We start from the raw sequence: 26,579 nt of genomic DNA, 5'->3' as shown, positions 1-26,579 counted from the left end.
TCCTGCCGGGGCGAATGCCCCCGCCGGCCAGTCGTTGAACATGGGGCCGGCGTCCACGGAAGGAGAGACCGGCGGATCGCTTCACGCTGCCTCTATCCGGCATTCGTGGTTGAGCACCATCTCGCGCACGGAATCGAAGACCAGGCCGCTGATGTCGGTGCGTGCGAGCGCGAAGGCAACGTTGGCTTCGATGAAGCCGTGTTTCGAACCGCAATCGAAGGTCCGCCCGTCATAGGGATGGGCGTGGAAGGGCTGGCGTTTCGACAGCGTCACCATGGCATCGGTCAGCTGGATCTCGTCTCCGGCACCGCGCGGCTGATGGGCGAGGATCTCGAATATCTCCGGCTGAAGGATGTAGCGGCCGTTCAGGTAATAGTTGGAAGGCGCTTCGTCCGGACGGGGTTTTTCCACCATGGCGGTAACCTCGAAGCCGTGGGGCACGGGCGATCCCTTGCCGACGATCCCGTATTTGGAGGCGTCTTCCGGAGAGCATTGTTCGACCCCGAGAACATTGCCGCCCGTCGTCGCATAGAGGTCGGCAAGACCGGCCATGCAGCCGCGCGTCCCATAGGAAATCATGTCCGGCAGAAGCAGGGCGAAGGGCTCGTCGCCGATCAGGTCGCGGGCGCACCACACCGCGTGGCCGAGGCCAAGCGGCGCCTGCTGGCGGGTAAAGCTTACCGATCCCGCGACGGGCAGCATCTCGGCCAGCTCGGAAAGCTGGGCTGTCTTGCCGGAGCGGGAAAGCGAGGAAACGAGCTCCGGCGTGTCGTCGAAGTGATCCTCGATCGCCTGCTTGTTGCGGCCGGTGACGAAGACGATGTGTTCGATGCCGGCCTCGCGCGCTTCCTCGACCGCGTATTGCACGACTGGTCGGTCGACGATCGTCAGCATTTCCTTCGGCATTGCCTTGGTGGCAGGAAGAAATCGTGTTCCGTTGCCGGCAACGGGAATGATCGCTTTCCTGACGGTCTTCTTGAGGTCCATGGCACTTATCCTTTGCTGGCGTGAGGGCCGTTGGCCGGGTTGTGGCGTTTCGATGGGGTTCCTGAGGGGCGGCCTTTCGCGCTGATGAGCCGCCTCAGGCGAACGGCGATCGGCATCCGGAGGTGGCGAAGGGCGGTGGGATCTAAGATCGCCGTGCACAGCGCGCCGGTATAGGAACGCCGCTTCAACTGATCGACCAGTGTCAGGAAGGAGCGCGCCTGCCGCAGGCTTCGGTGACGCAGATGTTGTGCGGCAAACGCCTTCCGATCAAGGCGGTAGCGGCGCAGGAAGGTCGCATCGGCGGCCAGCATGGCCTCCACATGGTGCACCTCAAGGGCGCGCGAGATTGAACCCTCGGTCACCGAATAGAGGTAGCCCACGCCGGGGCAGACGACACACTCGCCGCCGACCGCAAGGGCGGAAGCGAGCAGCATGTAGTCCTCGCCGATCCGCAGGCTCTCGTCGAAACGCAAACCATGATCGTTCAAAAAACGCTTGAGGAAGACCGGCTTCATGTAGCCGAAATTATACTCGGCGCGGAAAAGCACATTCGAACCGATGAAATCGGCGAGTGTCAGGAACGGAAGTGTCGCAAGATCGAGTTCGTCGAACATCGCACGCGAGTTTCCATCTGCTGTGACGACAGCGAGGTTATCGACGGCAATCTCGGCGCTACCTGCTTCCGCCTTGTCGATCATGTGGGCCAGACGGTCCGGACGCATCGTATCGTCCGCGTCGAGAATTGCGATCCAGCGACCTTCGGCGATATCGATGCCGGCATTGCGCGCGCCGCCCGGCCCCAGGTTTTCTCGAAGCGGCACGAACCGGAGGCGCGGGTCTTCGAAGCCCGCGACGACCGTGCGTGTCCCGTCGGTGGAGCAATCATCGATCACGATGACCTCCAGCGAGACGTCTTCCTGCCCAAGCGCGCTGGCGATCGCGCGCTCGATCGTTCCGGCTGCGTTGAAGGCTGCGATGATGATGCTGACGTCCGGTGTCGACACGGTCATGATGCTGTCGTCCCCAGTTGTCCGTATTGGTGAATTTCGCGCACGCCGGCGAGGCCCGCCACGACGCCCGAATGCAGAACCGCACGAAGGGCATAACGGTTCCGCGGAATCGGGAAGGGTGCGCAGGCGATGGTGGCGAGCGCACAGAACCCGAGCTTGGCTCCGGCGAGAACCACCTGTTGTAACCGGTGCCCCGCGGTCCCGTTGGCGGCCAGCAGGCGGCCATGCGTCTGGCCCATCCGGTAACGCCGCCTGGTCAACCAGGAAAAGCGCGCCCGTAGCGGCGGGACCGGTTCATGGACGATCGCGTCGGCGGCAAAGTCGATCCGCCCGCCGGCACGGTGCATGTTCGTGAAGTAGTCGGTATCCTCGCCACCGCTCTTGCCGAGCGCGAGTTTGAACCGGCGTCCGGCAAGCGAATGGGATCCGGTCCTCAGAAGCGCATTGCAGGTGTAGCCCGTGCGGATCCGTCCCGCGACCCAGACTGGCGCGGTCGAATGGAAATCACCCCGGCGCATCCATTCCGGCGCGTCGATCTCGTATTCGGCGACCACCGGGCCGAGCACGGCGTCCGCTCCCGTCGCCTCGGCGACAGCCAGCAGATTGACCAGCCAGAACTTCGACGCTGTCTCGTCATCGTCGATGAAGGCGAGGAAGTCGCCGTCGCTGTTGTCGAGGCATGCATTGCGGGCGATCGAAATATTGGCCGCAGGGCAATGCAGGTAGAGGATCTCGAACGGCACGGTTGCCCGCATGGCCTCGACAAGCGGGCGGGCGCTCGGTTCGGTGTCGTTGTCGGCGATGATGATGCGCATCGAAACAAGTTCCGGCACCGCCATGATCGCCAGTGAGTGGAGGGTCTGCTCCAGCGCCGGGCGACGGAAGGTGCAGATGCCGACGTCGACGCGCAATGGGGCGGGGTGCATGTTGGGCGAAACTGTCATCTCGCGATCTCCCGTCGTTGCGCATAGGCGGGCTCGGGGCGGCGAGGGGCAAGGAGTTCGCGCCAGAAGCCGGCGGACCAGGCCAGATGCATGACCATCGCCGAAAGGGCGGCGAGCGGGCCATATGGATTGCGCTGCCCGACCGCCAGCCAGGCGCCATGAGCGATGCAGGCACCCGCCCAGGCGAAAAAGGGAATGACCGCCGCCCAGTTCATCACCGCGAGCAGGGCGCCTGCCGTCACCGGTGCGACCGCAAGAGGGATCATCTGGCGCAGGCTGGGCCAGGCGCGGTGTTTGAGGATGTTGCGGGCGCGCCCCCGGCCATAGCCGAAATACTGACGGAAAAGCGGGATCACCCGGGTGCGGGGATAGTAGACCATGCTGGTCTTGTCGGTCATCCAGATTCGATAGCCGGCTTTGTTCAGCCGAAAATCGAGTTCCGCATCTTCGTTGTGCTGGAAGGTCTCGTCATAGCCGCCGATTTGCCGGAAAGCCGAGATCCGCATCAGGGCGTGATGCCCGTGATCCGTCCAATGACTGGCGGCGCCGGTGCGGTGTCGGGATCCGCCGTTGCCGAGCTTCGAGTTCTGCGCAAGTGCAGTGGCCTTCTGAAACCTGCCGAAGCCAACGGTCTGCATGCCCACGACCACGGAGTCGGCATCGGTCACGCATGCTTCCTCGACAAGTATCTGGCAGTAGTCGCGCGGATAGTCGCCATGGGCGTCGATGCGGATGAGGTAGTCGCAGTCGTTTCCACAAGCTGCGACTGCGCCGTTGACGGCCGCGCTCTGAATGCGTTTCGGATTGTCGAGCAGGGACACCTTCGGATTGGCGGTGGCGATCCGGGCGACGATCGCACGGGTTCCATCCGTGCTGCCGCCGTCGGCAACCACGATCTGTGCATCGAGATCATCAAGCGCACCGCCGAGATTTTCGATCACGCCTTCGATATGTTCGGCTTCGTTGAGGCAGGGGATGACGATCAGGCACCGCACCGATCCGCGTTCGTCATTCGTCATGATAGCTCTCCTTTGCGATGGCGCTCGACGGGAGCGGAAAGGTCACCCGTTCCGCACGACCGCCGCCGGCAAGATTCGACAGACGCTTCACCAGCCGTTCGCAGTCGGTACGATCGAAGGTCCAGGGCGCAGGCCCCTGGGCGCGGATTCGATCGCAGGCCTGATGATGGGCTGCGTCGGTCATGGTTTCGAACAAAGCGGTGAGGCTCGCCGGATCGGCAGCGGGAAGGATCAGGCCAAGGCCTCGCTCTTTCAGAAAGCGTGCGGTTTCGGTTCCTTCGAGCGCGATCGGAACGGCACCGTGCCGGCAGCTCTCGTAGAGCCGGTTCGGCAGGAGCCAGGACGAGTTCTTTCCCTCCTCGAAGAAGTCGATCGCCCAGGAGAAATGAACCCCCGCATAGATTCGCGTGAGGTCTTCCGGGTTCCGGTAAGGTCCGTGGAAGGACATGAAGGGCTCGTCGCGCATGAAGCCGTCGAAGTCGTCGAACTCGGAGTAAGCCGGCCGGCCTCGCAGCACGACCTCCGCCCGACCGCCCATGGCATGGGAAAACGCGGACAGAAGCGTGAGCGACTTCGCGCAGCGCAATGCTCCGAACCATCCGATACGCCAGGGCTGTGCGGTCATCCGGGTAGGAGGCGATGGCGGAGGAAAATCGTCACCATCATCGTCAAGATCGAGGACCTGGTTCTGCAGGAGTAGTGTCGGCAGGTCGAGGCCCGAGAGCGGGCGGAAATAATGCTCGACGAAGGCTGGAGAACTCGTGATCAGCAGCTTCGCCCCGCGTCCAAGCCTCGCTTCGGCACCGCGCATGACCGATCCGACCACATCGTCGCGCAGCATCAGGCGGTGGATGTCCAGGCATTCGTAGGCGATCGGAACCGTGCTTCCGAAGAACGCCGCCGCACGGTTCGCAACGGCGAGCATTTCGAGATTGCGTGCCACGATGACGTCGGGCTTCGGCACAGCGCGCAGAACGGTGCCGATGGACAGGCAGGACTTGGCGACGGCACCGATGCGCTGACCGAAACGCCCGTCGGACGTCACCCCGAGTTCGATCGGATTGACGCCGTCGATGGCCGCCAGCGGGTTCGCCGCGCGGCGAAAGCCGGCAAGCGTCACTTCCGCCCCGCCGGCAACGAACATCATCACGCGGCGGCGAACCGCGGGGTCGGCGAGGTCATGGACCAGATAGAGCAATTTGAGCATCGGAACTCCGTTCTCTTGTCCGTGGAACGTGCGTCAGTTCAGCTTGCAGACGATGGATTCCTCGAACTGGCAGGCCTCGCCTGCAGCCGTGAAGGCAAGGCGATCGATCTGCATTTTCGAGGGAGCCGAATAGGACATGTTGCCCATCCAATCCTTGAGCGTGTCGGTGCCCCACAGGCTGAAGAAGATCTTCTGGGCGTTTTGCGGGATCTTGGTCGGATCGGTAACTTCGTGGACCATCCGGCCGTTCACGAAGTATCGCAGGCGGTCCTTTTCCCAGACGAAGGCATAGTCGTTGAAGCCGGAAGCCGCGCCGCCGGGCACGTCGGCCAATTCCTCGTTGCCCCCCTTGCCGCCCACATACTGGTTGAGCTGGACACGGGATAAGTCCTTACCCAGAACCTCGAAGTCGATTTCGTCATGCGGTTGCTTGTCGGCCGGCCCGATATAGGTGAAGAAGGCCGAGTTCAGCCCGGAAGCGTCCGCGGATTTCATTCGCGCTTCGTAGGTGCCGTAGCCAAACCGCTTGCGGGTCTGGATCTCGCCGCAGGCATAATCGCGCTCGCCGACGCTGCGCTTTTCGAAGGTCAGTTCGACCGCGCCGCCTGCAATACGGACCTGCTTCCTGGACCAGGTGCAGTTCTGGTGAGAGCCGTTGTTCCAGCCGTCCGATATGTACCAGATCGCCGGATCGAGCGCGTCGAAGGTCTCGACGAAGGAGGTGCCGCTGGATCCGTTCTGCGCTTCCGCCGTTCCGGCGAGGCAGGCCGTGGCGAGCATCATCGAAGCGAAGCGAATCGGTTGTTTCAGGTGCATCTGTCTCAAAGTCGGTTACCTCTGTTGGGACAAGATTTCAGTGGTCGGAGCGCTGGTCGGGCGTAGTGCCCCCCGAGAGGCGCTCAGGCGGTTGCCCGTCAGGACGGCCAGAAGGCGAGGAGCCACTCGGCCCATCACGGCGTGGGAGGTTGCCAGCAACGCGAGCGCAACAACCGGTGCGGAGAAATAGAAGAGGGGATAGGCATCGAGACCCGCCCTGTTCCAGGCCATCCATAGAGCCACGAGCAGCGGATAGTGGGCGCAGAAGATCCAGAAGCTGAGGCCACCGCCGGTGCCGAGGGCCTGTCCGGCACGGGTACGGATCAGCAGACTGGAAAGCGCCCAGGCCCCGACGATGCCGGAGATCGCAGTGACACCTCGGAGCATGTCGACCCAAACGGGATAGTCCGGACCGGTAACGTAGAGGATTGCTGCAAGCAGCACGGAAGCCGACCCGACGGCAATGGTCACCGGCCAGGCGTAGGCATCCAGTCGCTTTACGTCGAGACCATGCAGAGCGGCGTAGGCACCGAAGCTGAAGCCGAAGAGGATGGACTTCTTCAGGAAGATCCCGTTGGGCAACGGCAGCACGGCATAGGCGAAGAAGATCAGCAGCGTGGTCCGTGGATAACGCATGACCAGCTGACCGATTACCGGCGAAAGCGCCAGGCAGAGCAGGAGGTCGCGCAGGAAATAGAGCGGCAGATTGATGGGCCAGCCCTCGAGCGCGAGCGCTTGGTTTGCGATCTCGCGGGGCGTCGCGCCGATCACGTCGGGCAGATAGCCATGTCCGAAGCCGGCCGCCTGGGCGCTCAGAACGAGGAGCAGGAATGCACCGTTCCAGAGGAGAAACGGGACAAGCACCGTCTCCGCCTTGGAACGCATGACCTTGCCGTATCGGAAGCCGGAGAGGCCGCGACGAAAGAGCAGGTAGCCGGATATGGCACTGAGGCAGGGCACGCCGATGCGGAACAGGCTGTCGCCCAGATAGACACGGATCCAGTCCACGGCACCGTCGGTGCCCAGGTACGGACTGTGCGGCGGATCATAGGGAATGTGCACGAACACGATCCCGGCGATGAGCAGAATGCGCATCAGATTGATCCGCGATGATACGTTCGCGTCGACGTTCACGATGTCAGTCACCCCTATTGGGGACGCGATCAGATCGCGGCCGTTTCAACCAGAGCAGACTTGAGCCCGCATCCTTAGGCTAGGTTCGGGAGGGGGAGGAAAATATGGCGTTGCAGCGAAAATTGCGCCAAGGCCTGCTGCGGCGCAGCAGAGAAGATGCGGAGTTGACGCAACCACCGGCGGTGCGCTTTCCTCGCTCGGTTGTGAAAAAAGTCAGTGCTGGCGGCGTGTTAGACAGAAACCGAGCAGGCCGGCTTCCGGTCACATCGGTGCTAAGTTTCAGATGCAACTTTTTTCACGAGATGAGGTGTTCAGAGCGGCAAATTGCGCGGCCGTCGCAGCGATTGTGTCGCAAAGAAGGCAGCTTCGAGCCTGTGGCGCGTGTCGCGGTTCCCCTTCGATCGAGGCTATTCAGCGGCCGAAACGGCTGGGTTGGAGCCCCGCTTGCGAACCAGTTCGCCGAGTTTCAGGAGCAGCTGGCGTTCGAAAACCAGTGTCATGACGCTGTAGATCGCCCCACCGATGGCGATGCCGACGATGAGCTGGGCGGCCGGGTTGGGCATAAGGTGGCCATGGACGTCAAGGAGATAGCGAACGATCAGGGCCATTGCGATCGACGTCAGCATGGGCCGGCTCGTGACGAGAAGGCCGCGGAGGGGCGCGCGGTCCGCCCGGTAGACGACCCCGGTATATCCGACGAGCACGATCGCGTTGACGACGCATAGAGCAATCATCGCATCGACGAGTGTTCCGGCCATGGCCGCGTAGGCGACCGCACCGGTAGTCGCGGCGGCGCGGAAGACGGCCCACCAAAACAGCATTCCGCCGCGTCCAATTCCCTTGAGATAGGGGATATAGGTGCTGCAGGGCGTGAGAATGCCCTTGGACAACGAAAGCAGCGCCAGCACCGGCCATGCATGAGCCCATTGCTGCCCGAACAGGACGCGCATCGCGGGCTCGGCGAGCGCCCAGAGCCCGAACATCATCGGCGCGAGCAGGACGGTCGTCACCTGCGTGCTCAAGAGCAGCGCCTGAGACCGGCGCTCCCGATCATGCATCATGCTGCTGAACGCGGGAAAGAGAACGCCCATGACCGCAGAAAGCACGACCTGGTTCGGAATACTGGAAAACCGGTTCGCGGCAGAATAGGCCCCGGCGTCGGCAAGCCCGAGATAGCGTGAAATCACCACCATCGGCGACTGGAAGGTGATGAAGTTGGCGATTTCCGAGCCCATCATCCCGAGACTGAAGCGACCAAGGGAAACGACGCTGCGAGGATGGAAGACAGGCCGCGGCCTGTAGCCGGAAACCACATAGAGACCGACCAGGCGGATTGCCGCCGAAGAGAAGAGCTGGGCGATCAGGGCCCACACGCCCGCGCCGAGAAGAGCCAGACCGACCGCGATCAAAGCGCCGGCCGACTCCGAAATCATGCTCCACAAGGCATCCCGGGAAAACTGCATGCGTCGGGCGAGCAGGGCATAAGCCACGTCACCGGCCAGTTGAAGCGGAATGAGCAGGCTCATGATCCGCAGGAGGTAGCCGGCCTCCGGTGCTCCGCAGAGCGCAGCAAGTTCGTCGGCTGTCAAAAAAATGGCGAGTGCCATGGCGGCAGAGATGGCGAGATTGGTCCAGAAGACCGAGTGGATCGTGGCCATTTCCTCCTCGCGCTGGATCACCAGTCCGGAGGCAAAACCGGCGCCTCCGATCATGGCGAGGAACTGAACGAGGGCGAGCGCAACCGCCACGGCACCGAACTCCTCGGGCGAGAGGATGCGCGCCAAAATCGGCACGGTGACAAATTTAAGCCCGAATGTCCCTGTCTTGGATAGGACGCTCCAGCCGACGTTTCGGGTCACCGACTTCGCATTGACTGCTGGGGGCATGGCGAGATCCTGACGATACGGTGGTGGAAAATGCAATAAAATCAAGGCGCCTGGCAAGGCGGAAACCTGATGGGGCGGAGACCGCGTAACCTCTTTTAGATAAACCGCAGGGGCGAAAAGATGGCGAAGCTGACAGTTATCATTCCGTACTACCAGAAGGAGCCGGGCATCCTGAGGCGCGCATTGACCGCCGTCTTCGCCCAGACTTTCCAGGATTTCGACGTCCTCGTCATCGACGATCAGTCGCCGTTCCCGGCCCGCGAGGAACTGCTTGCGCTTCCGCCGGAAGAGGCCAGTCGCATAACCGTTATCCGGCAGCCGAACGCCGGACCGGGCGGTGCCCGCAATGCCGGCCTCGACGCCGTGAAGCCCGAAACCGAATATGTCGCCTTCCTCGATTCCGACGATGTGTGGTCCGCCGATCATCTCGAAAACGCCTATCGTGGGATGACCCGCTTCAAGGCGGATTGCTATTGGGCATCGATCACCGGCGGGGACGACTTCCACTACCATTTCGGCATTTCCGAACTCGCCGAGACGGAAGAGGTCCGGCAGCTGCAGGACGAGCCGCTGATGGTGGAGCTTCCCGAAATGACCAGCGTCATGCTGAAGAACTGGAGCTTCCTGCATCTCTCCTGCATGGTGATCGGGCGCAATCTGTTTCGTTCGATCCGCTTCGAAGCCGAGCTGAGGCTCGCTGCGGAGGACGTGTTGTTCTTCTGCGACTGCGTGCTTGCGGCCGATCGCGTCATTCTTTGCGACACGCCTGGCGCGGTCCGCGGCGAGGGCGTCAACATCTTTCATGCGATCGACAACGATTCGCCCCAGTTCCTGAGGCAGCAGTTCAACACCTGGGTAGCGCTCGATACTCTCGAAGAGCGTTTCTATGGGCGGTCAGCGGAGGTCGCATCGATCCGCAGCTACAAGCAGACCGCCAGGCGCCAGGCGCTCTGGAGCCAGGCCCGCCTGGTCAGGCGCCGGAAGATACCCCAGCTCAATCTGCTCGCCCGGTGGATCTGGCGAGATCCGCGTCTGCTCGGCAGCGCCGTTGAACTGGCGGCCGGGAAGCTCTCGCGCCAATCGTAAGGCGGCGGCCTTCGGCGACAATCTGTGGCAAAGGCCGATGGGATGTCCAAATCGGCCGCAACCAGGAGAAAGCCATGAAACCCTATTACTGGGAATCGCAGCACGGCAACTTCGGCGACGATCTCAATCTCTGGCTCTGGGATTTCCTCCTGCCGGGGTTTCGCGATGCGCATCCTGATACACTTCTCGTCGGTGTCGGGACGGTCCTCAACACCGCGTTGCTGCCTGAAGAGGGGCGAAAACTGGTCATCGGCAGCGGGTATGGCTACGGGACGATCCCGGACATGCGCGACCGCGAGCGCTGGGATGTCCGTTGTGTGCGGGGTCCCCTCACGGCGGAGCGTGCAGGTGTGTCACCAGACATGGGGATCGTCGATCCCGCGGTCATGGTCGCCGAGATGCCCGAGTTCAAGGGACTCGCGAAGCGTCACCGCAAGAGCTTCGTACCGCATTGGGAGACGGCGCTTGCGGGCGTCTGGCCGGCAATTTGCGAAAGGGTAGGGCTGCACTACATCGACCCACGCGGAGAAGCGCGCTCCGTGATCCGCGAGATAGCCCAGTCGGAGACAGTCATCGCCGAATCCATGCACGGGGCGATCCTTTCGGATGCCTTTCGTGTCCCGTGGGTTGCCGTATCGACGTCGAGAAGCATCAACAGCTTCAAGTGGAACGATTGGGCGAGAACCGTCGGGGTCCGCTACGCGCCGCGCCGCATTCCCGTTTCGACACGGGCCGAGGCGAAGCTGAAGGGAGGGCGCTTCTGGGGCATGGCGTTCCAGGGCGAGCAGACGGCCTCGGTCGGGGATCCGAACAGCCGCATCATCGGAGAGGATGTGCTCGTCGCAGCAAGCAACCCGCGCCACACCACGCTGCGCGTCGCCGCCAAGCACGCGCTCGCGCTGCCGTCGACCTTTGCCCTCTGGCAGGCAAGCCGCGACGAACCCCAACTCAGCAGCGATTCCGTGCTCTTCGATCGCAAGGCGCGGTTTCTGGCTGTCCTGGACGGTGTGCGTCGGGACTATTTTTGAGGGACCTGGGTCCCGGGTAAAAGATACCGTAGTCTGGCCCCATCGTCCTGGAGATCATTGCCGGCAGCTGATCTTTTGCGGAATCGTTCGACCTTGTCGGCAACAACGCCCGCAGTGATGGACGGCAGTGCCCGCGGTCGCAAGAACGCATAAGCGAGCGCAGCACCCCGCCCTTTGCTGTTCTTCAGGTCGAGAAAGTGCCGCAACTCGTAGCGACCCCGCACATGCCGCTCGTGCCGGCGGATCAGGTCGGAGACGTCGCGACTGAGGTCGGCCGAGCCCAGGATGGCACGATCGGCCTCGTAGAGGCGTCGGAGATCTTCCGTCCGGTGATGTCCGCTCAGCGAGTTTCGCCGCACCACCGCACCGTAGCCGCAAACATGGCTGACCCGGTATCGCGCGCCCTTGGTCAGGGCGCGAAGGTAGAGGTCGTAATCCTCCCCGAGACGCAGATCCTCCCTGTACCGCAGACTGTTCCTGTCGAGGAAGTCGCGCCGCATGACGGGTTTCAGGAAGCCCGTCTCGCCGCGGGCCTTGCCACGCCGCGAGATGTTTCCCTCGATAAAACGCGCAGTGTCGATCAGCATCGACGCCGGCTGGAACTCTGCGACCGCGAGGTTCGCCTCTTCGGCACGTCGCTCATCGATGAACGCGATGTTGTCCGCGACGAAATCCCAGTCGGAAAGCGAGAGAAGGTGGCGAAAGCGCCCGGGAAGGAAGAAATCGTCGGCGTCGAGCACGGCGATCAGCGGTGCGGAGGAGGAGGCGATCGCGTGATTTCGTGCCGCAGCCGGTCCCCGATTCTGTTCGAAGTGAACCACACGCAGCCGGTCGCTGCCGTCGTCGGCCGCCTGCGCGGTCGCGCCCGTTGCATCGCTTGAGCCGTCGTCGATGACGAAGACCTCGGCAACTTCAGGCTCGTTGAGCGCGGACCGGACCGCGCGGGCAATGGTGGGGGATGCGTCCTTGGCGGCGATCACGACGCAGATGGATCGTGTGGTGGCCATGCCTCACTCCTTTTCCGATGGGGAGCACTCTCCCGAACCGTCAGGGTTGATGGAGCAGCCAGCATGGCGGGTGATCGTGACGCAAAAGGGGCGATATGTGCGGTTTGCGCCGAAGACGGTTTCAAACGCTACGGATTGGAATGACCAGGTGTCTTGAGGGAGGAAACCTGCGCCGCCTTGGCGTCCGTGTCCGTTTTCACCGTTTCACTGGTCGAGGCGGCGCTTGCCTTTTCTCTGGACGCTTTGGCGACGAGATAGAGAACGCCGGCGAAGTAACCGACCTGCAGCAGGACAGCGCAGATCAAGGTTTGCAGCGCCGTGCTGCCGATCGATCCGGTCAGCGCATAGGTTCCGATCGCAAAAACGACCAGTGCGCCAATCATGCTCAGGAAGACGCGAGGTCCGTACATCAGGCGGCCTCATGTCTGAACATCTGTTTCATGGCAGATCTGCCTTCTCCTCTAAGGCCGCCGAACATATATATTAGGACAAGCCTTTCACTTCAATGTCTTTGCTGAAGCAGGAGTCGTGAGTTCGGCTCACGCTTTGTTCATAGGAGATTTGGCTTTCGGCTCCGTTACTGCGTCGCGGCAGAATTCAGGGGCCGCAGTCCAATTAATAGTCGGCCCCGCCCGCGGTTCCTCGTCGGCTCTCAATTGGGCCGGCATTGCCACAGTTGCACCCGTGTGGAGCGCTTCAGCACCATCCCCGCCGCGGACCAGGGCCTTCTTGCGATCACGTTTTGTTACAACATAAGAAAATTCGAATTGAAAAATGTGCGTCGCAACATAATGTTGCGACGCAAATAAATCCCGATCGGCCTGTATTGTCTCCCTCCGATTTTCGTCGGTCATGCCTGCCCCAGTATTGTTCGGTCAAGTTGCGGGCATCCGGCGATTAAAATCCAGTAAGAGAGCATGAAGCTCCGGAAAGAGAAAGACCCGGCGCGGAGCTTTATACGTCAGGCGGCTCCATTCGTCGTGGTTTATAATTGTTTCAATTGCAATCATTCGATCATCCATGCCTGCCGATCCCGGTGCATCCGGCCGTTGCCTTAATCTTTTGGCGGCGCGGACAAATTGTGACCACAGACTGCAACTTGGATAGTGCGCTGCGTCCCGTGGGACCCGACCAATCGCAAAACGTAAATGGAGTCACCTCTATGAAGTCCGCGACTCGATCGGCCAGTTCGCCGTTTATCCGCACGTCTACGCCCGGATTGTCTCCGGTAGGCGGAATCTCCAAGAGGGGATTCGACATCACGATGGCCACTTTGGCCCTCGTCTTTCTCAGCCCGATCTTCCTGATGCTCATGGCACTGGTGAAGTTTTCTGATGGTGGCCGTGTATTTTATGGCCACAGCCGCATCGGTCACAGCGGCCGCCCCTTTCGTTGCCTGAAGTTTCGCACCATGCGTGAGGACGGCGACCGCATCCTCAAAGCTTACCTGGAGGACAATCCGCAAGCCTATGAGGAGTGGCGGGCGACACGCAAACTCCAGCATGACCCGCGCGTGACGACCGTCGGGGGCGTCCTGCGAAAGCTCAGCCTCGACGAGCTTCCGCAACTGATCAACATCCTGCGCGGCGAGATGAGTATAGTCGGACCACGACCGGTCGTCGAAGATGAACTCGAACTCTATGACGCGGCGGCGCAATACTATCTGCAGAGCCGCCCGGGTCTGACCGGTCTCTGGCAGGTCAGCGGCCGCAACGATGTCTCCTACGAATCGCGAGTCGCGCTCGATTCGCACTATGTCCAGAACTGGTCGCTCATGACGGACATCAAGATCATCGGCTTGACCGTTCCCGCAGTCTGCCTCTCGCGCGGCAGCTACTGAATTCCCGCATGGTCCACGGCTCGTGGACGAGACTGCTCAACAGCCAACGGGGAACCACATGCAAGAACTCTCTCAGAGAGGGGTGCGTCAGCGCCCCGGAAAAGTGTTTTGTTTCGCACGTGTCGCAACATGCCTTGCGCTGCTGGCCACATCTTTTGCCAGCGCTCACGCAGAAGACTATCGCCTGGACGTCATGGACAAGCTGCGTGTCCGCGTCGCCGAATGGCGCACCGCCGAGGGTGCCGTCCGTGACTGGGCGACCGTCAGCGGAGACTATACCGTCGGAGCCTCCGGCGCGGTCTCGTTGCCCTTCCTCGGCGAACTGGAAGCCACGGGAAAGACCACCGCAGAGGTTGCCGATGAGATCGGCAACAGGATGCAGCAGCTCTTCGGTCTGCGCGACCGCCCGTCCGCTTCGGTCGAGCTGGCCCAGTATCGGCCGATCTATCTCGCCGGGGAAGTCCAGACTCCGGGCGAATACCCTTATGCGCCGAACCTCACCGTATTGAAGGCGCTCAGCCTCGGCGGCGGCCTGCGGCGCGGTGATGCCGGCCAGCGGTTTGCCCGGGACTTCATCCGTGCGGAGGGTGATTCCAGCGTGTTGGTTGCCGAACGCAACCGTCTGCTGGTGCGCCGTGCCCGCCTTCAGGCCGAGATTGCCGACAAGGCCGAGATCGCTTTGCCGGCCGAGCTCAAGGAGGCGCCGGGGGGCGCCGAGTTGTTGGCAAGCGAAACGGCATTGATGAAATCGCGCGAAAAGCGCCTCAAGCTGCAACTGACGGCGCTCGCCGATCTCAAGACCCTGCTGCGCAACGAAATCGATTCGCTCGGCAAAAAGTCGGAAACGCAGTCGCGCCAGCTCAAGCTGGTCGAGAGCGATCGAGAGAAGGTCTACAACCTGTCCGAACAGGGGCTGACCGTGAGTTCGCGGCGGCTTGCCATCGAGCAGCAGGTCGCCGACCTGCAGGCGGGGCTCCTCGATATCGACACCGCGTCCCTGAAGGCGCGTCAGGATATCAGCAAGGCGAGCCAGGACGAGACCAACCTCACCAATGACTGGGATGCCCAGCTGGCTCAGGAGCTGCAGAACACCGAGCGCGAACTCGATACCGTGGCGCTGAAGCTTGGAACAAGCCGGGATCTGATGGCGGAAGCGATGATGCAATCCGCAGACGCGGCGACGGTGGCCAGACAGACGGCGGCAAGCGTCACCTATGCGATCGTCCGTGAAGCCGACGGTCACGCCAAGGAAATCCCTGCCGACGAAAACACCAGGGTGCTGCCGGGCGATGTCGTCAAGGTCACCGCGGCATTGGCGATGCGGTGACGGCGCCATGCGGATCGCGAAATACAGCCTCATCTGCCCGGGCGAAAACCGGACCTATGGCGTGGCTGCGATCGCGCTGTCGCTGTTCGTCTTCGCCTATTCGTCCCGCTTTGGTCAGGTCTCGGTTCTGGCCTACTACGCACTGTGGTTGCCGCTGGCGCTCATCGATTACCGCCGTGTCCTCGGCAACTACGCGCGTTATGGCTGGATCTTCGCCTTCGCGATCTTCGCCTGTCTCTCGGTCTTCTGGTCTGCTGCGCCCGGGCAGACAGCGCGCACCGGTGTGCAGTACCTCTCCCACGTGATCTGCGCCCTGATTGCCATGCGGGTGATCGACATTCGCACATTGGTGCGCGGCGGAATCCTCGGGGCGGGATTGGTGCTCGCTTATTCCCTGCTGTTCGGCGTCTACCATCTCGATCCATTGGACGGCAGCTACAGTTTCGTCGGCGCGTTTGCGTCGAAGAACCAGCTCGGCTTCTACGCGTCGCTTGGCCTGCTGTTCGGGTTCGCGGCGGTCGTGATGCTCGCTGAGCGCGGTTTCTGGATGCTCTCCAGCGGTGCCGTGATGCTGATTGCGGCCTATTCGCTGCTCGCATCCCAATCGGCAACATCGGTGCTGACGACGGCAGCCGTGATCGGCGTCGCCTTCAGTGTACAGGTGCTTCAGGCGCTTTCGCCGCGCAATCGGAAGACGCTGTTCTTCGTCGGCGTGGCGATAGCCCTCTTCGGCGGTTTCGCCTTTCTGAATGCCGGTGGCGCCGATCTCGTTCTCGGCGCGTTCGGCAAGGATTCGACCCTGACTGGCCGCACCTATCTCTGGCAGCAGGGTCTCGAGGCGGCAGCGGCCAATCCCTATTCCGGCACCGGTTACCAGGCCTATTGGGTCCAGGGTTTTTCAGAAGCCGAACGGCTTTGGGAAGAATTCTTCATCGGCTCGCGCTCTGGATTCCATTTCCACAACACCTTCATCGAGGCCGTGGTCGAAACCGGGGTCGTCGGGCTGCTCCTGCTCTGCCTTCTCCTGGTGGTGACCGTTACCGGGCATCTTCGCCGACTGTTGAGCAATGCCTCGGATCCGGAGTCGGCGGTCCTTTTCGCCATCATGTCGCTTCTCGTGATGCGTGCCTTCGTCGAGATCGACGTGTTGACGCCGTATCATGTGGGCTCGTTCCTGCTCTACGTCTCTGCCGGGAAGCTGACCGAGGCGAGGCGCAATCTCTCGTGGCGGCGGACACGGATCGCGGGCCGCCATGCTGCGACCCGGGACCTGGGGTCCACCGGCGATGCACTGGCCGCGAGGGCGAGCCTGTGACGCTCCACGGCATCCAGTACCTGAGGGCCGTGGCGGCAATCGCGGTCGTGCTGTTTCATGCCGCAGAAAAGACGGGCTACCATTTCGCGATCGGTGCCGCCGGGGTCGATGTCTTCTTCGTCATCAGCGGCTTCATCATGTGGGTGATCGGTGCTCGCCGCGAACCGACGCCGCTGGAATTCCTCTCCGCCAGACTGCGCCGCATCGTACCGGTCTACTGGCTGGCGACCGGGGTGATGATCGCCGGAGGGTTGGCGGGCCTGTTTCCCAATCTGGAATTGACCAACGAACACGTTGTTGCATCGCTGTTCTTCATCCCGGCCCGCTCTCCGAGCACTGGAGAGATCTGGCCCGTGCTGGTTCAGGGGTGGACGCTCAACTATGAGATGTTCTTCTACGCCGTCTTCGCGGCCTCTCTTCTCCTGCCCCGGTCGTGGCGGCTGTCGACAATCGCCATTTTGTTTACCGCGCTGACCTTCGCCGGCTTCATGGGCTTGAGCGATAACGCAATACTGGTCACCTACACGCGGCCGGTCATCCTGGAGTTCGTCGCGGGAATGGTCCTGGGTCAGGCATGGCTGAGGGGTCGCGTGCCGGGCCGCTCAACAGGTCTCTGGCTCGTCGGAATATCGATAGCCGGCTTTGCATTAATCGGAATTCGTGGTCTTCCCTTCGATGCCCTGATCTGCGGCCCGTTGAGCACGGCCCTGGTGCTCGGCGTGCTCGCGCTGGAGAAAGCCGCAGGACTGCCCAGAGCAGCGCTGCCAGTCTTTCTCGGCGACGCATCCTATTCGATCTATCTCTGGCACACCTTCGCCATATCGGTCGTCGCCAAATTGGGATCGTCCTTGTCCGTAACTCCCGCCGCGACATTCCTGATCGCGGCGGCATCCGGTATTCTGATCGGTATCGTGGCGTACCGGCTGCTGGAACAGCCGGTCCACCAGTTCACGCGCCGCCTCGCGCAGTGAGTTTTGCTGTTCGCCGGCCGTTCAGTCGTCGCTCGAACGGGTGCTGATGATGAACTTGCGCTTTTCCAGCTCCTTGAAATAGGAGGGCACGTCGAAATACTCTTCCGGCGCCCAGACGCCCGGCTTCATGGCGTTGGCAAGGATCAACTGGGCGGCAATCGAACCGTTCATCGAGGTGCAGGCATCGACATAAGGCGCATACATCGCGTCCGGCTTGACCACGACTTCGACGGTGACCGTCCGGGCAACGCCGTTCTTGCGGCCCTTGCCGACGGCGAAATGGATCTCGTGGCTGTCCTGCGACGGAATTTTGTCGGCGTTCTTCTTGATGTTGCGCTCGATCACCTTGTTCAGCACGTCGAGCGGACGAACCTTGACGCCACCAACCTCAACGGGTTCGTTGAAGTCGCCGAAGCCCGCCTTGACCAGGCCGACCCAGGCCTCGTGTTCGCGATGCGGCAGGTGAAGCTTCCAGGAAAACTCCTTGATGCCCTTTTCCTTGATGCCGTCTGCGAGGGGCACGGTGAGCTGTTCTGAATGCGGCGAATGCATGAACTCGCAGCGTCCCCAGGGTTCGGGCAGGTCGAGGAACTCGCTGCCGCTCATCGGCGGGCAGGTGACGTGCTTGCCGTCGTAGAACTGCGTGCTCTCATGGGCATATTCCGCCAGCACCGTCGAGACGCTGTAGGGCGGAATGAGCACCGGGTTCTCGTCGCCGACCAGTTCGGCGGCCCAGTAGAGATTGATCTTGTCGATCTCGTCCAGTTGATCGGCCACCGCACGGCAGATCACGTTCGACATGCCCGGATCGGCGCCGACACCGATGACGGCAGTGACGCCGGCAGCTTTGAAGCGCTCATGCTCGGCCAGCTGCTTGACGGTGAAGGTACCAAGGCCACCGAGGTCGATATAGGCGACCTTGGCGGCAAGCGCCGCTTCGAAGATCGTCATCTGGAAACCGAGCAGGGTCGGCACGCAATTGATGCAGATGTTCGCGCCGGCGATCGCCGCATTCAGGGCGGCAGGATCGGTGACGTTGAGGTCGACGAGCTCGATGCGCGGATCGGCAAGTTCCGCGGCCAGTGCTTCCATCTTGTCGCGGGCCGCATCGCAGACGCGGATCGTCTTGATGTCGACGATGGTGCGCTCGGAGACGAGATCGCGGACGATGCCGGCGCCCATGAAACCGGCACCGCCGAGGAGTGTGATGATCATTGTGAAAGTCCTTTCATGAAATGTGCGGCCGTATCGGCTGCGAAACGTTCAGGCGTGCTTTCGGCCGCCCGTCTCGTAGAACCAGTCGTCCGGATAGGGGTACCACCACTCCTGCCGCACCGGCTTGTGGTCGATGATGACCATCTTGGAACGGCGGAACGCGTCGAGCCCGAGCCTTGAAAGCTCGCGGCCGATGCCGGATTTCTTCCAGCCGCCGAAGGGCAGGGCGTCGTTGTCGATCAATGGGTTGTTGACCCAGACCATGCCCGCTTCCAGGCGATCGGCGGCGTCCATTGCTTCTTCCAGCGAGGTGGTGAAGACCGAGGCGCCGAGGCCGAACTCGCTGTCGTTCGCCTTTTCGAGCGCCTGATCGAAATCTGCCACCCGCATCACGGCCGCGACCGGGCCAAAACACTCCTCGCGCATGATCGCCATGTCGGGCGTGCAGCCGGTGAGGATGGTCGGCTCGTAGAACCAGCCGACAGGTTCCGACGGTGGAATCCGTCCGCCGATCTCGACCTTGGCGCCCTTGGCGACGGCGTCATCGACCAGCCGGATCACCTTGGCGCGGGCCGCCTCGGAGACCAGCGGGCCGATCTCGGCCTTGGTCAGGCCATTGCCGATGCGCAAGCGCTTCGTCTCGGCGACGAATTTTTTGATGAAGTCATCATGTACAGCGTCGACGACGAAGAAGCGCTCGGCCGAGGTGCAGACCTGGCCGGACATGTGGAAGGCGGCGGTGACGGCACCGGCGGCCGCCACGTCGAGCGGCGCATGGGCGGTAATGATCATCGGGTCGGAGCCGCCGGCTTCGATCACCGCCGGCTTCATCTGGCCGGCGGCGGCGATCGCAACGGCGCGACCCGCCGCGACCGAACCGGTGAAGGCGACGGCATGCGTCTTCGGCGAGGCGATCAGCGCCTCGGCGAGCGCGACCCCACCGGGCAGGCAGGCAATCAGGCCTTCGGGCAGGTCGGCGAAGATCTGCATGAACTCGAGTGTCGACAGCGTTGTGGCCGGCGCCGGCTTGATGATGCAGCCATTGCCCGAGGCGAGCGAGGCCGCGACGGTCCAGCACATCAAAAGGATCGGGAAGTTGAACGGCATGATGTGGACGGACAAGCCCAGCGGCTCGTAGCGGGAAAACTGGAAGGATCCGGTCTGCGTCGTGCCGGCGACCTTGCCCGCCTCGTCGCGGGCCATCTCGGCAAAGTAGCGGAAGGCGCCGGCGCAATTGGCCACCTCGCCGATCGCCTCGGGATAGGGTTTGCCCATCTCCCGCGACATGATTTCGGCGCAGGCCCGCATGTCGGTCGCCTCGATGCGGCTGGCGATCCTGTGCAGGATGGTTGCGCGGGTCTTCGCGTCGAGGACCTTCCATTTACGCTGGGCGGCCGTCGCGACGTCGAGGACGGCCTCCATCTCGGCCGGTGTCACGTCACAGATGACGCCAACCTTTTCCAGTCGCGCGGGATCGATGACATCGCTCGTGCGGCCGAGGCTGCTCTGGTAGGTGCCACCGGCAAAGTAGGTCGGTGCGGAAATGTCGTAGCTGTTCATGTCGGCCTGCCTGTTTCGCAAGGGATCGGGGATTGCGGCGCGCTCGGTGCGTGGCTGCGCCAGAGGGGAAGCGTCTCGTCCATCAAGGCCCGGATCGGGTCTAGCCCCGCGTGTTCGAGGGCTCGGTCGAGCAGTCGGGCGACGCGTGGCAGATGCACAAGGTAGCCATGCTTGCCGTCGCGTTTCGACAGCCGCTCGAAATTGCCGAGGATCTTGGTGTGGCGATGGGCGGCAAGCAACCAGTATTCGGCGATGAAACGCCGGCGATCGAGGCCGGGGCGGCCCGCGAGGTAACGCTCGACAAGCCGCTCCTCGAGCGCCGGGTCGATATCGCGGCGGGCATCCTGCGTCAGGGACACGAGATCGTAGGCCGCGGACCCGATCAGCGCATCCTGGAAATCGAGCAGCCCGCAGGCGGCAACGCCATCGCGGCCCTCGATCACCATCAGGTTGTCGACATGGTAGTCGCGCAGAACGAGAGCGTCGCGGCAGTCGGCCACACCCGCGAGCGTGGTCTCCCAGAGGTCGAGGAAACGGATCTTGAAGCCGTCGACATCAACACCCGGCGCGCATTGCGGCACGAACCAGTCGGTGAACATGGCCAGCTCTTCGAACAGCGGACCATGGTCATAGGAAGGTACATCGACCTCGGTCGCGCCCGGCGCTTCGTGCAGATGCACCAGCGCGTCGACGGCCAGAGCGTAAAGCTCCTCTTCCGACCGCCCGGCTGAAAGAAGCTGCGTGAACGTGCCGTGGCCGAAATCCTCGATCAGCGCCAGTCCGCGCTCGAAGTCGACCGAGAAGACCGTCGGAGCCGAGAGCCCGAGCGCCTTGAGGTGGCGGCTGATCCAGACGAAGGCTTCGAAGTCGGGCGCGCCCGGCTCGACTTCCATCAGCAGCTTCGGGGCGACTTCGAGCCGGTAGTAGCGGCGCGGCGAGGCATCCGCCGGCAGCGCCCGGGCTTCCGGCTTGGCTTCAAAATGCGCGGCAATGAACTCCCGGCGTGCATCCGGTAGCGTTTGGCTTTGCAGCATGGTGGTTCTCTGGTTTGAATGGGCCGACGAGGTCGTCGGCCGGTCATCAGCGGATCATGTAGACCTTCTTGATCGTCTCATGGACGGTGCAGACACCCTTCCAGTCCTTGGGGAAGAAAGCGGCGGTGTCGGGAGTGATCTCGATAACCTCGCCGGACTCGTGCACGTAGGTGCTGCGGCCTTCGAGGAAGTGGCAGAATTCGTCGCGGGTCACGTGGCATTCCCATTTGCCCGGCGTGCAGACCCAGAGCCCGCATTCGCTTTCGCCGTTCGGGCCCTTGTGGATCAGTCGGCCGGAAACGTGGCTCTCGCCCTCGATCATGGTCGGGATGATGCCCCAGTCGACGAGGTCGGACTGTTCGAGCGGTTTGTACATCAAAGGTGCGCTGGTCATTTTTCAGTTCCTGAGGTCAGCGGCTCATGAAAGCCTTGGACAGTGCTTCGGTGATGATCGACGTGCCGGTCCAGCCGGCGGGAAAGAAGACGATCGACCCTTTGGCCACGGCGATCTCCTCGCCGCTTTCGTGGATGTAGAGGCCGCGCCCGCCGAGGAAGACGCAGAACTCGTCGCTGGCGATCGTCACCTTGCGGGTGCCCGGCGTGCACGACCAGATGCCGCATTCGCTCGATCCGTCGGCATTGGCGCTGAGGATCTTGCCGCTCATGCGCGGAGCGCCGGCAGTCGCGGTCGGGCTCAAGCCCCAGTCGTCGAGCGGTACGTCGTCCGCGTTGGTCCATGTTGGTGTGGTCATCGGGGAAGCGCCTCAGGCCAGCATGTAGATGTTGCGCATCGTCTCGTGGACCGTGCATTCCCCGGTCCAGCCGGCCTTGAACATCACGGCCGTGCCGGCCGACACTTCGACAACTTCGCCATCGTCGGAACGATAGGTCGCAGAGCCTGCAACGAAGTGGCAGAACTCGTCGCGCGGGATCGACAACCGCCAGCGTCCGGGCGTGCAAACCCAGATGCCGGTTTCCGGCTGGTTGTTCGGCCCCTTGAACAGCAGGCGTCCGGTCGATTTCGAAACGCCTTCGAGGGCATCCGACTGCACGCCCCAGTCGACCAGGTCGTCGAAGGTGGTGGCGCCATGGATATGCGGCGCCGAGGAGTTGAGCGTATCAGCCACTGTATTTCCCCGTCTTGACGAGCTCGTCCAGGATGCCGGCGGCCTTCTGCGGGCCGTTCTGCCCCTGCATGTGCTTCGAGGCGGCGGCGAGCTTGGCCTTCATCGTCGGGTCGTTGATCATGTGGTCGAGCTTGGCGGCGAGTTCCTCGTCGGTCCAGTCGTAGCGCGGCATCTTGAAGCCGTGACCGGTCTCATCCACGCGGGTCGCGTTGTCATGGCCGTCCCAGACATAGGGCATGATGATCGCCGGCTTGCCGAAGTAGAGGCACTCGGTGAACGAGTTGTTGCCGCCGTGATGGATGACCGCGTCGACCAGCGGGATGACCGAAGGCTGCGGGAACCAGCTGTCGATGATGACGTTGTCGGGCAGGTTCTCGTACTGGTCCTTGTAGTCGCCGACATTGACGAGCGCGCGATAGGGCAGCTTGCCGACGGTGGCGATGATCCGCTTCAGGAGGTCCGTGTCGCCGGCGCCGAGGGAGCCGAAGCTGACATAGAGCAGCGGCTTGTCGTTATTGGCCTTGAAGGCCGGGACCTCGTAGGGCTTCTCCGAGCGCACGCAGCCTTCGAGATACTGGAACTGGCTGGGGCTCAGCGGATGTTCGCGTTCGAACTTCACCGGCTCGGGATAGAGCAGCAGGTTCATGAATGGCGAGGCTTCGAAGAACTGACCGATCGGATAAGCTTCCTCCCCGGTCGATTTCAGGAATTCGTTGAAATCGTCATGGATCGGCTTGATGACTTCGTTGAAATGATCGCGATAGGCCGCGTGGCAGGCATAGTCCTTGGCGCCGCAGCCGGAGAGATGCGGCGGGATCTTGGGATCCTCGATCTCGTTTTCCGAGCAGGAGATGATGCGCACCCACGGCTTGCCGTACTGCTTGATCGCCGGAAACAGGATGACGTTATCCACGCAGATGAGGTCCGGCTTGATCTTTGCCAGCACGCCCGGCAGGTCTTTTTCCGCCCATTTGGCGCTGTCCACGATCGCGGTCCAGCAGTCCTTCACATAATTGTCGATCTGGTCGTAGGGGCTCTTGCGGAAGTTCGGAATGTGCCCGTTGATGAAGTCCTCCCAGAACTTGGCCATCTGTTCCGGCGGCATCGGTTCGGACAGGTTCACCGGATGGGCCTCGAAGCCGTAGCCCTGATAGACGGACACGAAGCCCGGATCGGACAGGAAAACGGCCTTGTGGCCGAGCGCCTCGACGGCCTGTGCGATGCCGACGGAGTTCAGCGCCGGTCCGAAGGCCGCTTCGGGAAAGAATGCGATCGTCTTTTTCGACATGGGGTTCCCCTCGTTTCTTAGTTCTTGAATAGCCGGGTGCGATCGGGATCGATCGTGATGTGGATCGGGTCGCCGACGCTGTGGGGCACGGCGGCATTGGCCGAGACCCGGACCTGCAGCGGCGTCTGGCTGGCCGCGACCTTGACGTGAAGCACGCGGTCGAGGCCGTGATAGGCCATGTCGACGATCTTGCCGGCGATGCCGGTACCGCCTGCCGACACCATGATGTTCTCGGGCCTGATGGCGAGCGTGGCCGGCCCCCGGATCTCGGTGGAAAGCTTGACGCTGATGCCATCGGTCGCGAAGCTTCCGTCCTGGCCGACCGTGCCGTCGATGAAGTTCATCACGCCGATGAAGTTGGCGACGAAGCGATCCGACGGCGTCTCGTAGACCTCTTCCGGCGAACCGCACTGCAACAGCTTGCCGTCCTTCAGGATCGCCATCCGGTTCGCCATGACCAGGGCCTCTTCCTGGTCGTGGGTGACGATGATGAAGGTGATGCCAACCTCATGCTGCAGCCGTTTGAGTTCGAGTTGCATGCGCTCGCGCAACTTCTTGTCGAGCGCGCCAAGCGGTTCGTCGAGGAGAAGCACCTTCGGGCGCTTCACCAGCGCACGGGCAAGCGCCACGCGCTGCTTCTGCCCGCCTGAAAGCTGGTCAGGCTTGCGATCGGCATACTGGCCGAGATCGGTGACGCCCATGATCTCCTCGACCCGCCGGGAGATTTCGGCCTTCGGCAGCCTGTCCATCTCCAGGCCGTAGGCGAGGTTCTTGGCGACAGTCATGTGCGGAAAGAGGGCATAAGACTGGAACATCAGGTTCAGTGGACGCTTCTCGGGCGGCAGCGGTGCGATGTCCGTTCCTTCGAGCAGGATGCGTCCTCCGCTCGGAGCCTCGAAGCCGGCCAGCATTCGCAGAAGCGTGGTCTTGCCGCAGCCGGACGGGCCGAGCAGGGCGAAGAATTCGTTCTTCCGGATGTCGAGGGACACACCATCGACGGCCGTGACCGGGCCGAAGGTCTTGCGCAGACCGTCGATCTTCAGGATCGTTTCGTGTGTGGTCGAAGTGTCGGTCATTGCATCTGTTCTTTGTTGAGCCATTGGGAGACGAGCAGCGCCAGCGCGCTGACTCCCATGACGATCGTGGCAAGGGCGTTGATTTCCGGCGTGATGCCGAAACGGATCATCGAGTAGATCTGGATCGGCAGCGTGATCGAGGAACGGCCGGCGCCGGCGGTGAAGAAGGCGATGATGAATTCATCGACCGAGAGTGTGAAGGCGAGCAGGCCACCAGCGACGATCGCCGGCAGCAGCACCGGGAAGGTGACGCGCCAGAAGGTCGTCCAGCCGGAGGCGCCAAGATCACGCGAGGCCTCGACGATCGAATAATCGAAATGCTTCAGTCGCGCCCGGACCACGGAACTGACGAAGGCGAGGTCGAAGATCACATGGCTGATGATGATCGTGTGCAGTCCGAGCGTGACGTTGAGCAGCGAGAAGAAGGTGAGGAGTGCCACCGCGAGCACGATGTCGGGAATGACCATCGGCGCGAAGGCGAGAGCCTCGAGTCCGGTGCTCTTGCGGCGACGCGTTTCCATGCCGAGCGCCAGAAGCGTGCCGAGCGCGGTCGAGATCAGCGTCGCGAAGATGGCGACCACCAGCGTGTTCCAGGCTGCGCCGAGGATCTCGTGATTGCCGGCGAGCGCCGCGTACCATTTGAGCGAAAAACCGGACCAGCTGGTCGGCAGACCGGCCTCGTTGAACGACAGGCCGACGAGAACGGCGATCGGCAGGTAGAGGAAACCGAAAACGCCGGCGAGGATGAGGCGCCCCGGCAGCCGCGAGGAATGGGCCGTTCTCATGCTTCGGCCCTCCCGCGTTCACCGCCGGCATGCGCGGTTGCGCGGCCCTGCAGCATCAGGAGGATGATCATGACGAGGATCAGAACAAGGCCGAGTGCTGCGCCGAATGGCCAGTCGTTGGCGGTCAGGAACTGGTCGTAGACGACATTGCCGATCATCTGGAAACGACCGCCGCCGAGCAGGGCGGGCGTCACGAAGTTACCGATCGACAGCACGAAGACGAACACGCCGCCTGCGGCCACACCCGGCATGGTGAGAGGAAGGGTCACGCGCCAGAAGGTGCGGATCGGGCCGCCGCCAAGGTCGCGCGATGCTTCCATCAGTTCCGGGTTGAGCCGCGACAGCGTCGAATAGATCGCCAGAATGACAAAGGGCAGGTAATTGTAGACGAGGCCGACGATCACCGCGCCTTCGGTGTAGAGCAGCGACAGCGGTTCACCTTTGTAACCGAACCAGTTCAGCAAGTTGTTGATCAGGCCCTCGCGGTTCAAGAGCACCATCCAGGCATAGGTGCGGATCAGATAGTTCGACCAGAAGGGCAGCACTGCGAAAAACAGCAGCATGGGCTGGCTGAGCCGCGGTGCGCGGCTGATCGCATAGGCTGCCGGATAGGCGATCAGCACCGCGAGAAGCGTGGCGGTGCCGGCGATCCGGGCGGATGTCAGGAAGATCTTCGCATAGAGGGGGTCGGCGACGCGCGCGAAGTTCTCGAGCGTGAAGGTGTATTCGATGCCACCCCATATCCCGCGCTGGAAGAAGGCGTAGGAGAGGATCAGCAGGCAAGGTGCCACCATGAACGCCACGAGCCAGGTGACGGCCGGCGCGGCCAGCAGGTTCGATCGGGTGGATTGATAGGACATGCACGGGTTCCAGGCGATGGGTTTGCCTTGGCCGCCGAAAACGAGACCCGGCAGCCG

At 62.6% G+C, this 26,579-nt stretch carries 27 protein-coding genes; 6 read left to right on the top strand and 21 right to left on the bottom strand.

The window, feature by feature from the left end; all coding sequences use genetic code 11:
- Positions 1-81 precede the first annotated feature (81 nt).
- The 8 genes from HHL25_RS20930 to HHL25_RS20895 all read right to left on the bottom strand — a co-directional run bounded on the left by HHL25_RS20930 (position 82) and on the right by HHL25_RS20895 (position 9,003).
- Positions 82-987 carry a UTP--glucose-1-phosphate uridylyltransferase gene (locus tag HHL25_RS20930; protein ID WP_169595179.1) on the bottom strand — a complete coding sequence of 302 codons (906 nt, stop codon included), beginning with the start codon at positions 985-987 and terminating at the stop codon, positions 82-84.
- 5 nt (positions 988-992) lie between these two features.
- Positions 993-1,997 carry a glycosyltransferase family 2 protein gene (locus tag HHL25_RS20925; protein WP_169595178.1) on the bottom strand — a complete coding sequence of 335 codons (1,005 nt, stop codon included), beginning with the start codon at positions 1,995-1,997 and terminating at the stop codon, positions 993-995.
- Positions 1,994-2,923: a glycosyltransferase gene (locus HHL25_RS20920; RefSeq protein WP_169595269.1), complete on the bottom strand. Its 930-nt coding sequence runs from the start codon at positions 2,921-2,923 to the stop codon at positions 1,994-1,996. Before HHL25_RS20920 ends, HHL25_RS20925 begins: the two co-directional genes overlap by 4 nt.
- A gap of 14 nt (positions 2,924-2,937) precedes the next feature.
- Positions 2,938-3,960 (bottom strand): glycosyltransferase family 2 protein, encoded by a 1,023-nt coding sequence (locus HHL25_RS20915; protein ID WP_169595177.1) that lies wholly within the window; start codon positions 3,958-3,960, stop codon positions 2,938-2,940.
- On the bottom strand, positions 3,950-5,167 hold the full coding sequence (locus HHL25_RS20910) for a glycosyl transferase family 1 (RefSeq protein WP_169595176.1): 1,218 nt from the start codon (positions 5,165-5,167) through the stop codon (positions 3,950-3,952). Before HHL25_RS20910 ends, HHL25_RS20915 begins: the two co-directional genes overlap by 11 nt.
- 33 nt (positions 5,168-5,200) lie before the next feature.
- A complete protein-coding gene (gene exoK / locus HHL25_RS20905) occupies positions 5,201-5,983 on the bottom strand; it encodes an endo-1,3-1,4-beta-glycanase ExoK (protein WP_169595268.1) in 783 nt (260 codons plus the stop codon).
- Between the two features lie 15 nt (positions 5,984-5,998).
- On the bottom strand, positions 5,999-7,078 hold the full coding sequence (locus HHL25_RS20900) for an acyltransferase family protein (protein WP_169595175.1): 1,080 nt from the start codon (positions 7,076-7,078) through the stop codon (positions 5,999-6,001).
- A 446-nt stretch (positions 7,079-7,524) separates the two neighbouring features.
- On the bottom strand, positions 7,525-9,003 hold the full coding sequence (locus HHL25_RS20895) for a lipopolysaccharide biosynthesis protein (protein ID WP_169595174.1): 1,479 nt from the start codon (positions 9,001-9,003) through the stop codon (positions 7,525-7,527).
- Positions 9,004-9,123: 120 nt separating this feature from the next.
- Here HHL25_RS20895 and HHL25_RS20890 point away from each other — a divergent pair, with 120 nt between their 5' ends.
- Both HHL25_RS20890 and HHL25_RS20885 read left to right on the top strand, forming a co-directional pair.
- A complete protein-coding gene (locus HHL25_RS20890) occupies positions 9,124-10,089 on the top strand; it encodes a glycosyltransferase family 2 protein (RefSeq protein WP_169595173.1) in 966 nt (321 codons plus the stop codon).
- A 74-nt stretch (positions 10,090-10,163) separates the two neighbouring features.
- A complete protein-coding gene (locus HHL25_RS20885) occupies positions 10,164-11,117 on the top strand; it encodes a polysaccharide pyruvyl transferase family protein (RefSeq protein WP_169595172.1) in 954 nt (317 codons plus the stop codon).
- Here the strand turns inward: HHL25_RS20885 and HHL25_RS20880 are convergent.
- The 3 genes from HHL25_RS20880 to HHL25_RS20870 form a co-directional block, all read right to left on the bottom strand.
- Entirely contained in the window at positions 11,108-12,124 is a 1,017-nt protein-coding gene (locus HHL25_RS20880; protein WP_169595171.1) for a glycosyltransferase family 2 protein, read from the bottom strand. The two genes, HHL25_RS20885 and HHL25_RS20880, sit on opposite strands and share 10 nt — an antisense overlap.
- A 128-nt stretch (positions 12,125-12,252) precedes the next feature.
- Positions 12,253-12,534, bottom strand: coding sequence for an exopolysaccharide production repressor protein (locus HHL25_RS23730; protein WP_169595170.1), 282 nt, complete (start codon positions 12,532-12,534; stop codon positions 12,253-12,255).
- A gap of 129 nt (positions 12,535-12,663) precedes the next feature.
- Positions 12,664-12,978 carry a hypothetical protein gene (locus HHL25_RS20870; protein ID WP_169595169.1) on the bottom strand — a complete coding sequence of 105 codons (315 nt, stop codon included), beginning with the start codon at positions 12,976-12,978 and terminating at the stop codon, positions 12,664-12,666.
- A gap of 308 nt (positions 12,979-13,286) precedes the next feature.
- Between HHL25_RS20870 and HHL25_RS20865 the strand changes: the two genes are divergently transcribed.
- Genes HHL25_RS20865 through HHL25_RS20850 form a run of 4 tightly spaced genes read left to right on the top strand, consistent with a single transcriptional unit; the run spans position 13,287 to position 17,577 of the window.
- Positions 13,287-13,964 (top strand): sugar transferase, encoded by a 678-nt coding sequence (locus HHL25_RS20865; RefSeq protein ID WP_169595168.1) that lies wholly within the window; start codon positions 13,287-13,289, stop codon positions 13,962-13,964.
- 58 nt (positions 13,965-14,022) lie between these two features.
- Positions 14,023-15,291 carry a polysaccharide biosynthesis/export family protein gene (locus HHL25_RS20860; protein ID WP_169595167.1) on the top strand — a complete coding sequence of 423 codons (1,269 nt, stop codon included), beginning with the start codon at positions 14,023-14,025 and terminating at the stop codon, positions 15,289-15,291.
- A 7-nt stretch (positions 15,292-15,298) separates the two neighbouring features.
- A complete protein-coding gene (locus HHL25_RS20855; RefSeq protein WP_169595166.1) occupies positions 15,299-16,606 on the top strand; it encodes an O-antigen ligase family protein in 1,308 nt (435 codons plus the stop codon).
- A complete protein-coding gene (locus HHL25_RS20850) occupies positions 16,603-17,577 on the top strand; it encodes an acyltransferase family protein (protein WP_169595165.1) in 975 nt (324 codons plus the stop codon). Before HHL25_RS20855 ends, HHL25_RS20850 begins: the two co-directional genes overlap by 4 nt.
- A 21-nt stretch (positions 17,578-17,598) precedes the next feature.
- Here the strand turns inward: HHL25_RS20850 and HHL25_RS20845 are convergent, their stop codons facing one another.
- From HHL25_RS20845 to HHL25_RS20800, 10 genes are read right to left on the bottom strand one after another with little or no spacing between them, the layout of a single operon-like run.
- The gene (locus HHL25_RS20845; protein ID WP_169595164.1) at positions 17,599-18,792 is read right to left on the bottom strand and encodes a saccharopine dehydrogenase family protein; all 1,194 of its coding nucleotides are present in this window, start codon (positions 18,790-18,792) and stop codon (positions 17,599-17,601) included.
- A 48-nt stretch (positions 18,793-18,840) separates the two neighbouring features.
- Positions 18,841-20,352 carry an aldehyde dehydrogenase family protein gene (locus HHL25_RS20840; RefSeq protein ID WP_169595163.1) on the bottom strand — a complete coding sequence of 504 codons (1,512 nt, stop codon included), beginning with the start codon at positions 20,350-20,352 and terminating at the stop codon, positions 18,841-18,843.
- Positions 20,349-21,386, bottom strand: a complete 1,038-nt coding sequence (locus tag HHL25_RS20835) for an aminoglycoside phosphotransferase family protein (RefSeq protein ID WP_169595162.1) — start codon at positions 21,384-21,386, stop codon at positions 20,349-20,351. Before HHL25_RS20835 ends, HHL25_RS20840 begins: the two co-directional genes overlap by 4 nt.
- 46 nt (positions 21,387-21,432) lie before the next feature.
- Positions 21,433-21,780 carry a cupin domain-containing protein gene (locus tag HHL25_RS20830; protein WP_169595161.1) on the bottom strand — a complete coding sequence of 116 codons (348 nt, stop codon included), beginning with the start codon at positions 21,778-21,780 and terminating at the stop codon, positions 21,433-21,435.
- A 16-nt stretch (positions 21,781-21,796) separates the two neighbouring features.
- Complete coding sequence (locus HHL25_RS20825) at positions 21,797-22,138, bottom strand: cupin domain-containing protein (protein ID WP_169595160.1); 342 nt, start codon at positions 22,136-22,138, stop codon at positions 21,797-21,799.
- Positions 22,139-22,150: 12 nt separating this feature from the next.
- Positions 22,151-22,513, bottom strand: a complete 363-nt coding sequence (locus tag HHL25_RS20820) for a cupin domain-containing protein (RefSeq protein ID WP_169595159.1) — start codon at positions 22,511-22,513, stop codon at positions 22,151-22,153.
- A complete protein-coding gene (locus tag HHL25_RS20815; protein WP_169595158.1) occupies positions 22,506-23,801 on the bottom strand; it encodes a nucleotide disphospho-sugar-binding domain-containing protein in 1,296 nt (431 codons plus the stop codon). The genes HHL25_RS20820 and HHL25_RS20815 overlap by 8 nt, the downstream gene beginning before the upstream one ends.
- 17 nt (positions 23,802-23,818) lie before the next feature.
- Entirely contained in the window at positions 23,819-24,877 is a 1,059-nt protein-coding gene (locus HHL25_RS20810) for an ABC transporter ATP-binding protein (protein ID WP_169595157.1), read from the bottom strand.
- Positions 24,874-25,662, bottom strand: coding sequence for an ABC transporter permease (locus HHL25_RS20805; RefSeq protein WP_169595156.1), 789 nt, complete (start codon positions 25,660-25,662; stop codon positions 24,874-24,876). Before HHL25_RS20805 ends, HHL25_RS20810 begins: the two co-directional genes overlap by 4 nt.
- On the bottom strand, positions 25,659-26,522 hold the full coding sequence (locus HHL25_RS20800; RefSeq protein WP_169595155.1) for an ABC transporter permease: 864 nt from the start codon (positions 26,520-26,522) through the stop codon (positions 25,659-25,661). The genes HHL25_RS20805 and HHL25_RS20800 overlap by 4 nt, the downstream gene beginning before the upstream one ends.
- Positions 26,523-26,579: the final 57 nt, after the last annotated feature.

The sequence above is a fragment of the Rhizobium terricola genome, assembly GCF_012927355.1.
GTDB lineage: Bacteria > Pseudomonadota > Alphaproteobacteria > Rhizobiales > Rhizobiaceae > Allorhizobium > Allorhizobium terricola.
Note: the sequence above shows the minus strand (reverse complement) of the source record. Positions and strands in the feature narration are given on the sequence as shown.

Coding starts and splice junctions, on each gene's coding strand:
- HHL25_RS20930 (WP_169595179.1), bottom strand. CDS start 987: ATGGACCTCAAGAAGACCGTCAGGAAAGCGATCATTCCCGTTGCCGGC.
- HHL25_RS20925 (WP_169595178.1), bottom strand. CDS start 1,997: ATGACCGTGTCGACACCGGACGTCAGCATCATCATCGCAGCCTTCAAC.
- HHL25_RS20920 (WP_169595269.1), bottom strand. CDS start 2,923: ATGCACCCCGCCCCATTGCGCGTCGACGTCGGCATCTGCACCTTCCGT.
- HHL25_RS20915 (WP_169595177.1), bottom strand. CDS start 3,960: ATGACGAATGACGAACGCGGATCGGTGCGGTGCCTGATCGTCATCCCC.
- HHL25_RS20910 (WP_169595176.1), bottom strand. CDS start 5,167: ATGCTCAAATTGCTCTATCTGGTCCATGACCTCGCCGACCCCGCGGTT.
- exoK (WP_169595268.1), bottom strand. CDS start 5,983: ATGCACCTGAAACAACCGATTCGCTTCGCTTCGATGATGCTCGCCACG.
- HHL25_RS20900 (WP_169595175.1), bottom strand. CDS start 7,078: ATGCGCATTCTGCTCATCGCCGGGATCGTGTTCGTGCACATTCCCTAT.
- HHL25_RS20895 (WP_169595174.1), bottom strand. CDS start 9,003: ATGCCCCCAGCAGTCAATGCGAAGTCGGTGACCCGAAACGTCGGCTGG.
- HHL25_RS20890 (WP_169595173.1), top strand. CDS start 9,124: ATGGCGAAGCTGACAGTTATCATTCCGTACTACCAGAAGGAGCCGGGC.
- HHL25_RS20885 (WP_169595172.1), top strand. CDS start 10,164: ATGAAACCCTATTACTGGGAATCGCAGCACGGCAACTTCGGCGACGAT.
- HHL25_RS20880 (WP_169595171.1), bottom strand. CDS start 12,124: ATGGCCACCACACGATCCATCTGCGTCGTGATCGCCGCCAAGGACGCA.
- HHL25_RS23730 (WP_169595170.1), bottom strand. CDS start 12,534: ATGTACGGACCTCGCGTCTTCCTGAGCATGATTGGCGCACTGGTCGTT.
- HHL25_RS20870 (WP_169595169.1), bottom strand. CDS start 12,978: ATGACCGACGAAAATCGGAGGGAGACAATACAGGCCGATCGGGATTTA.
- HHL25_RS20865 (WP_169595168.1), top strand. CDS start 13,287: ATGAAGTCCGCGACTCGATCGGCCAGTTCGCCGTTTATCCGCACGTCT.
- HHL25_RS20860 (WP_169595167.1), top strand. CDS start 14,023: ATGCAAGAACTCTCTCAGAGAGGGGTGCGTCAGCGCCCCGGAAAAGTG.
- HHL25_RS20855 (WP_169595166.1), top strand. CDS start 15,299: ATGCGGATCGCGAAATACAGCCTCATCTGCCCGGGCGAAAACCGGACC.
- HHL25_RS20845 (WP_169595164.1), bottom strand. CDS start 18,792: ATGATCATCACACTCCTCGGCGGTGCCGGTTTCATGGGCGCCGGCATC.
- HHL25_RS20840 (WP_169595163.1), bottom strand. CDS start 20,352: ATGAACAGCTACGACATTTCCGCACCGACCTACTTTGCCGGTGGCACC.
- HHL25_RS20835 (WP_169595162.1), bottom strand. CDS start 21,386: ATGCTGCAAAGCCAAACGCTACCGGATGCACGCCGGGAGTTCATTGCC.
- HHL25_RS20830 (WP_169595161.1), bottom strand. CDS start 21,780: ATGACCAGCGCACCTTTGATGTACAAACCGCTCGAACAGTCCGACCTC.
- HHL25_RS20825 (WP_169595160.1), bottom strand. CDS start 22,138: ATGACCACACCAACATGGACCAACGCGGACGACGTACCGCTCGACGAC.
- HHL25_RS20815 (WP_169595158.1), bottom strand. CDS start 23,801: ATGTCGAAAAAGACGATCGCATTCTTTCCCGAAGCGGCCTTCGGACCG.
- HHL25_RS20810 (WP_169595157.1), bottom strand. CDS start 24,877: ATGACCGACACTTCGACCACACACGAAACGATCCTGAAGATCGACGGT.
- HHL25_RS20805 (WP_169595156.1), bottom strand. CDS start 25,662: ATGAGAACGGCCCATTCCTCGCGGCTGCCGGGGCGCCTCATCCTCGCC.
- HHL25_RS20800 (WP_169595155.1), bottom strand. CDS start 26,522: ATGTCCTATCAATCCACCCGATCGAACCTGCTGGCCGCGCCGGCCGTC.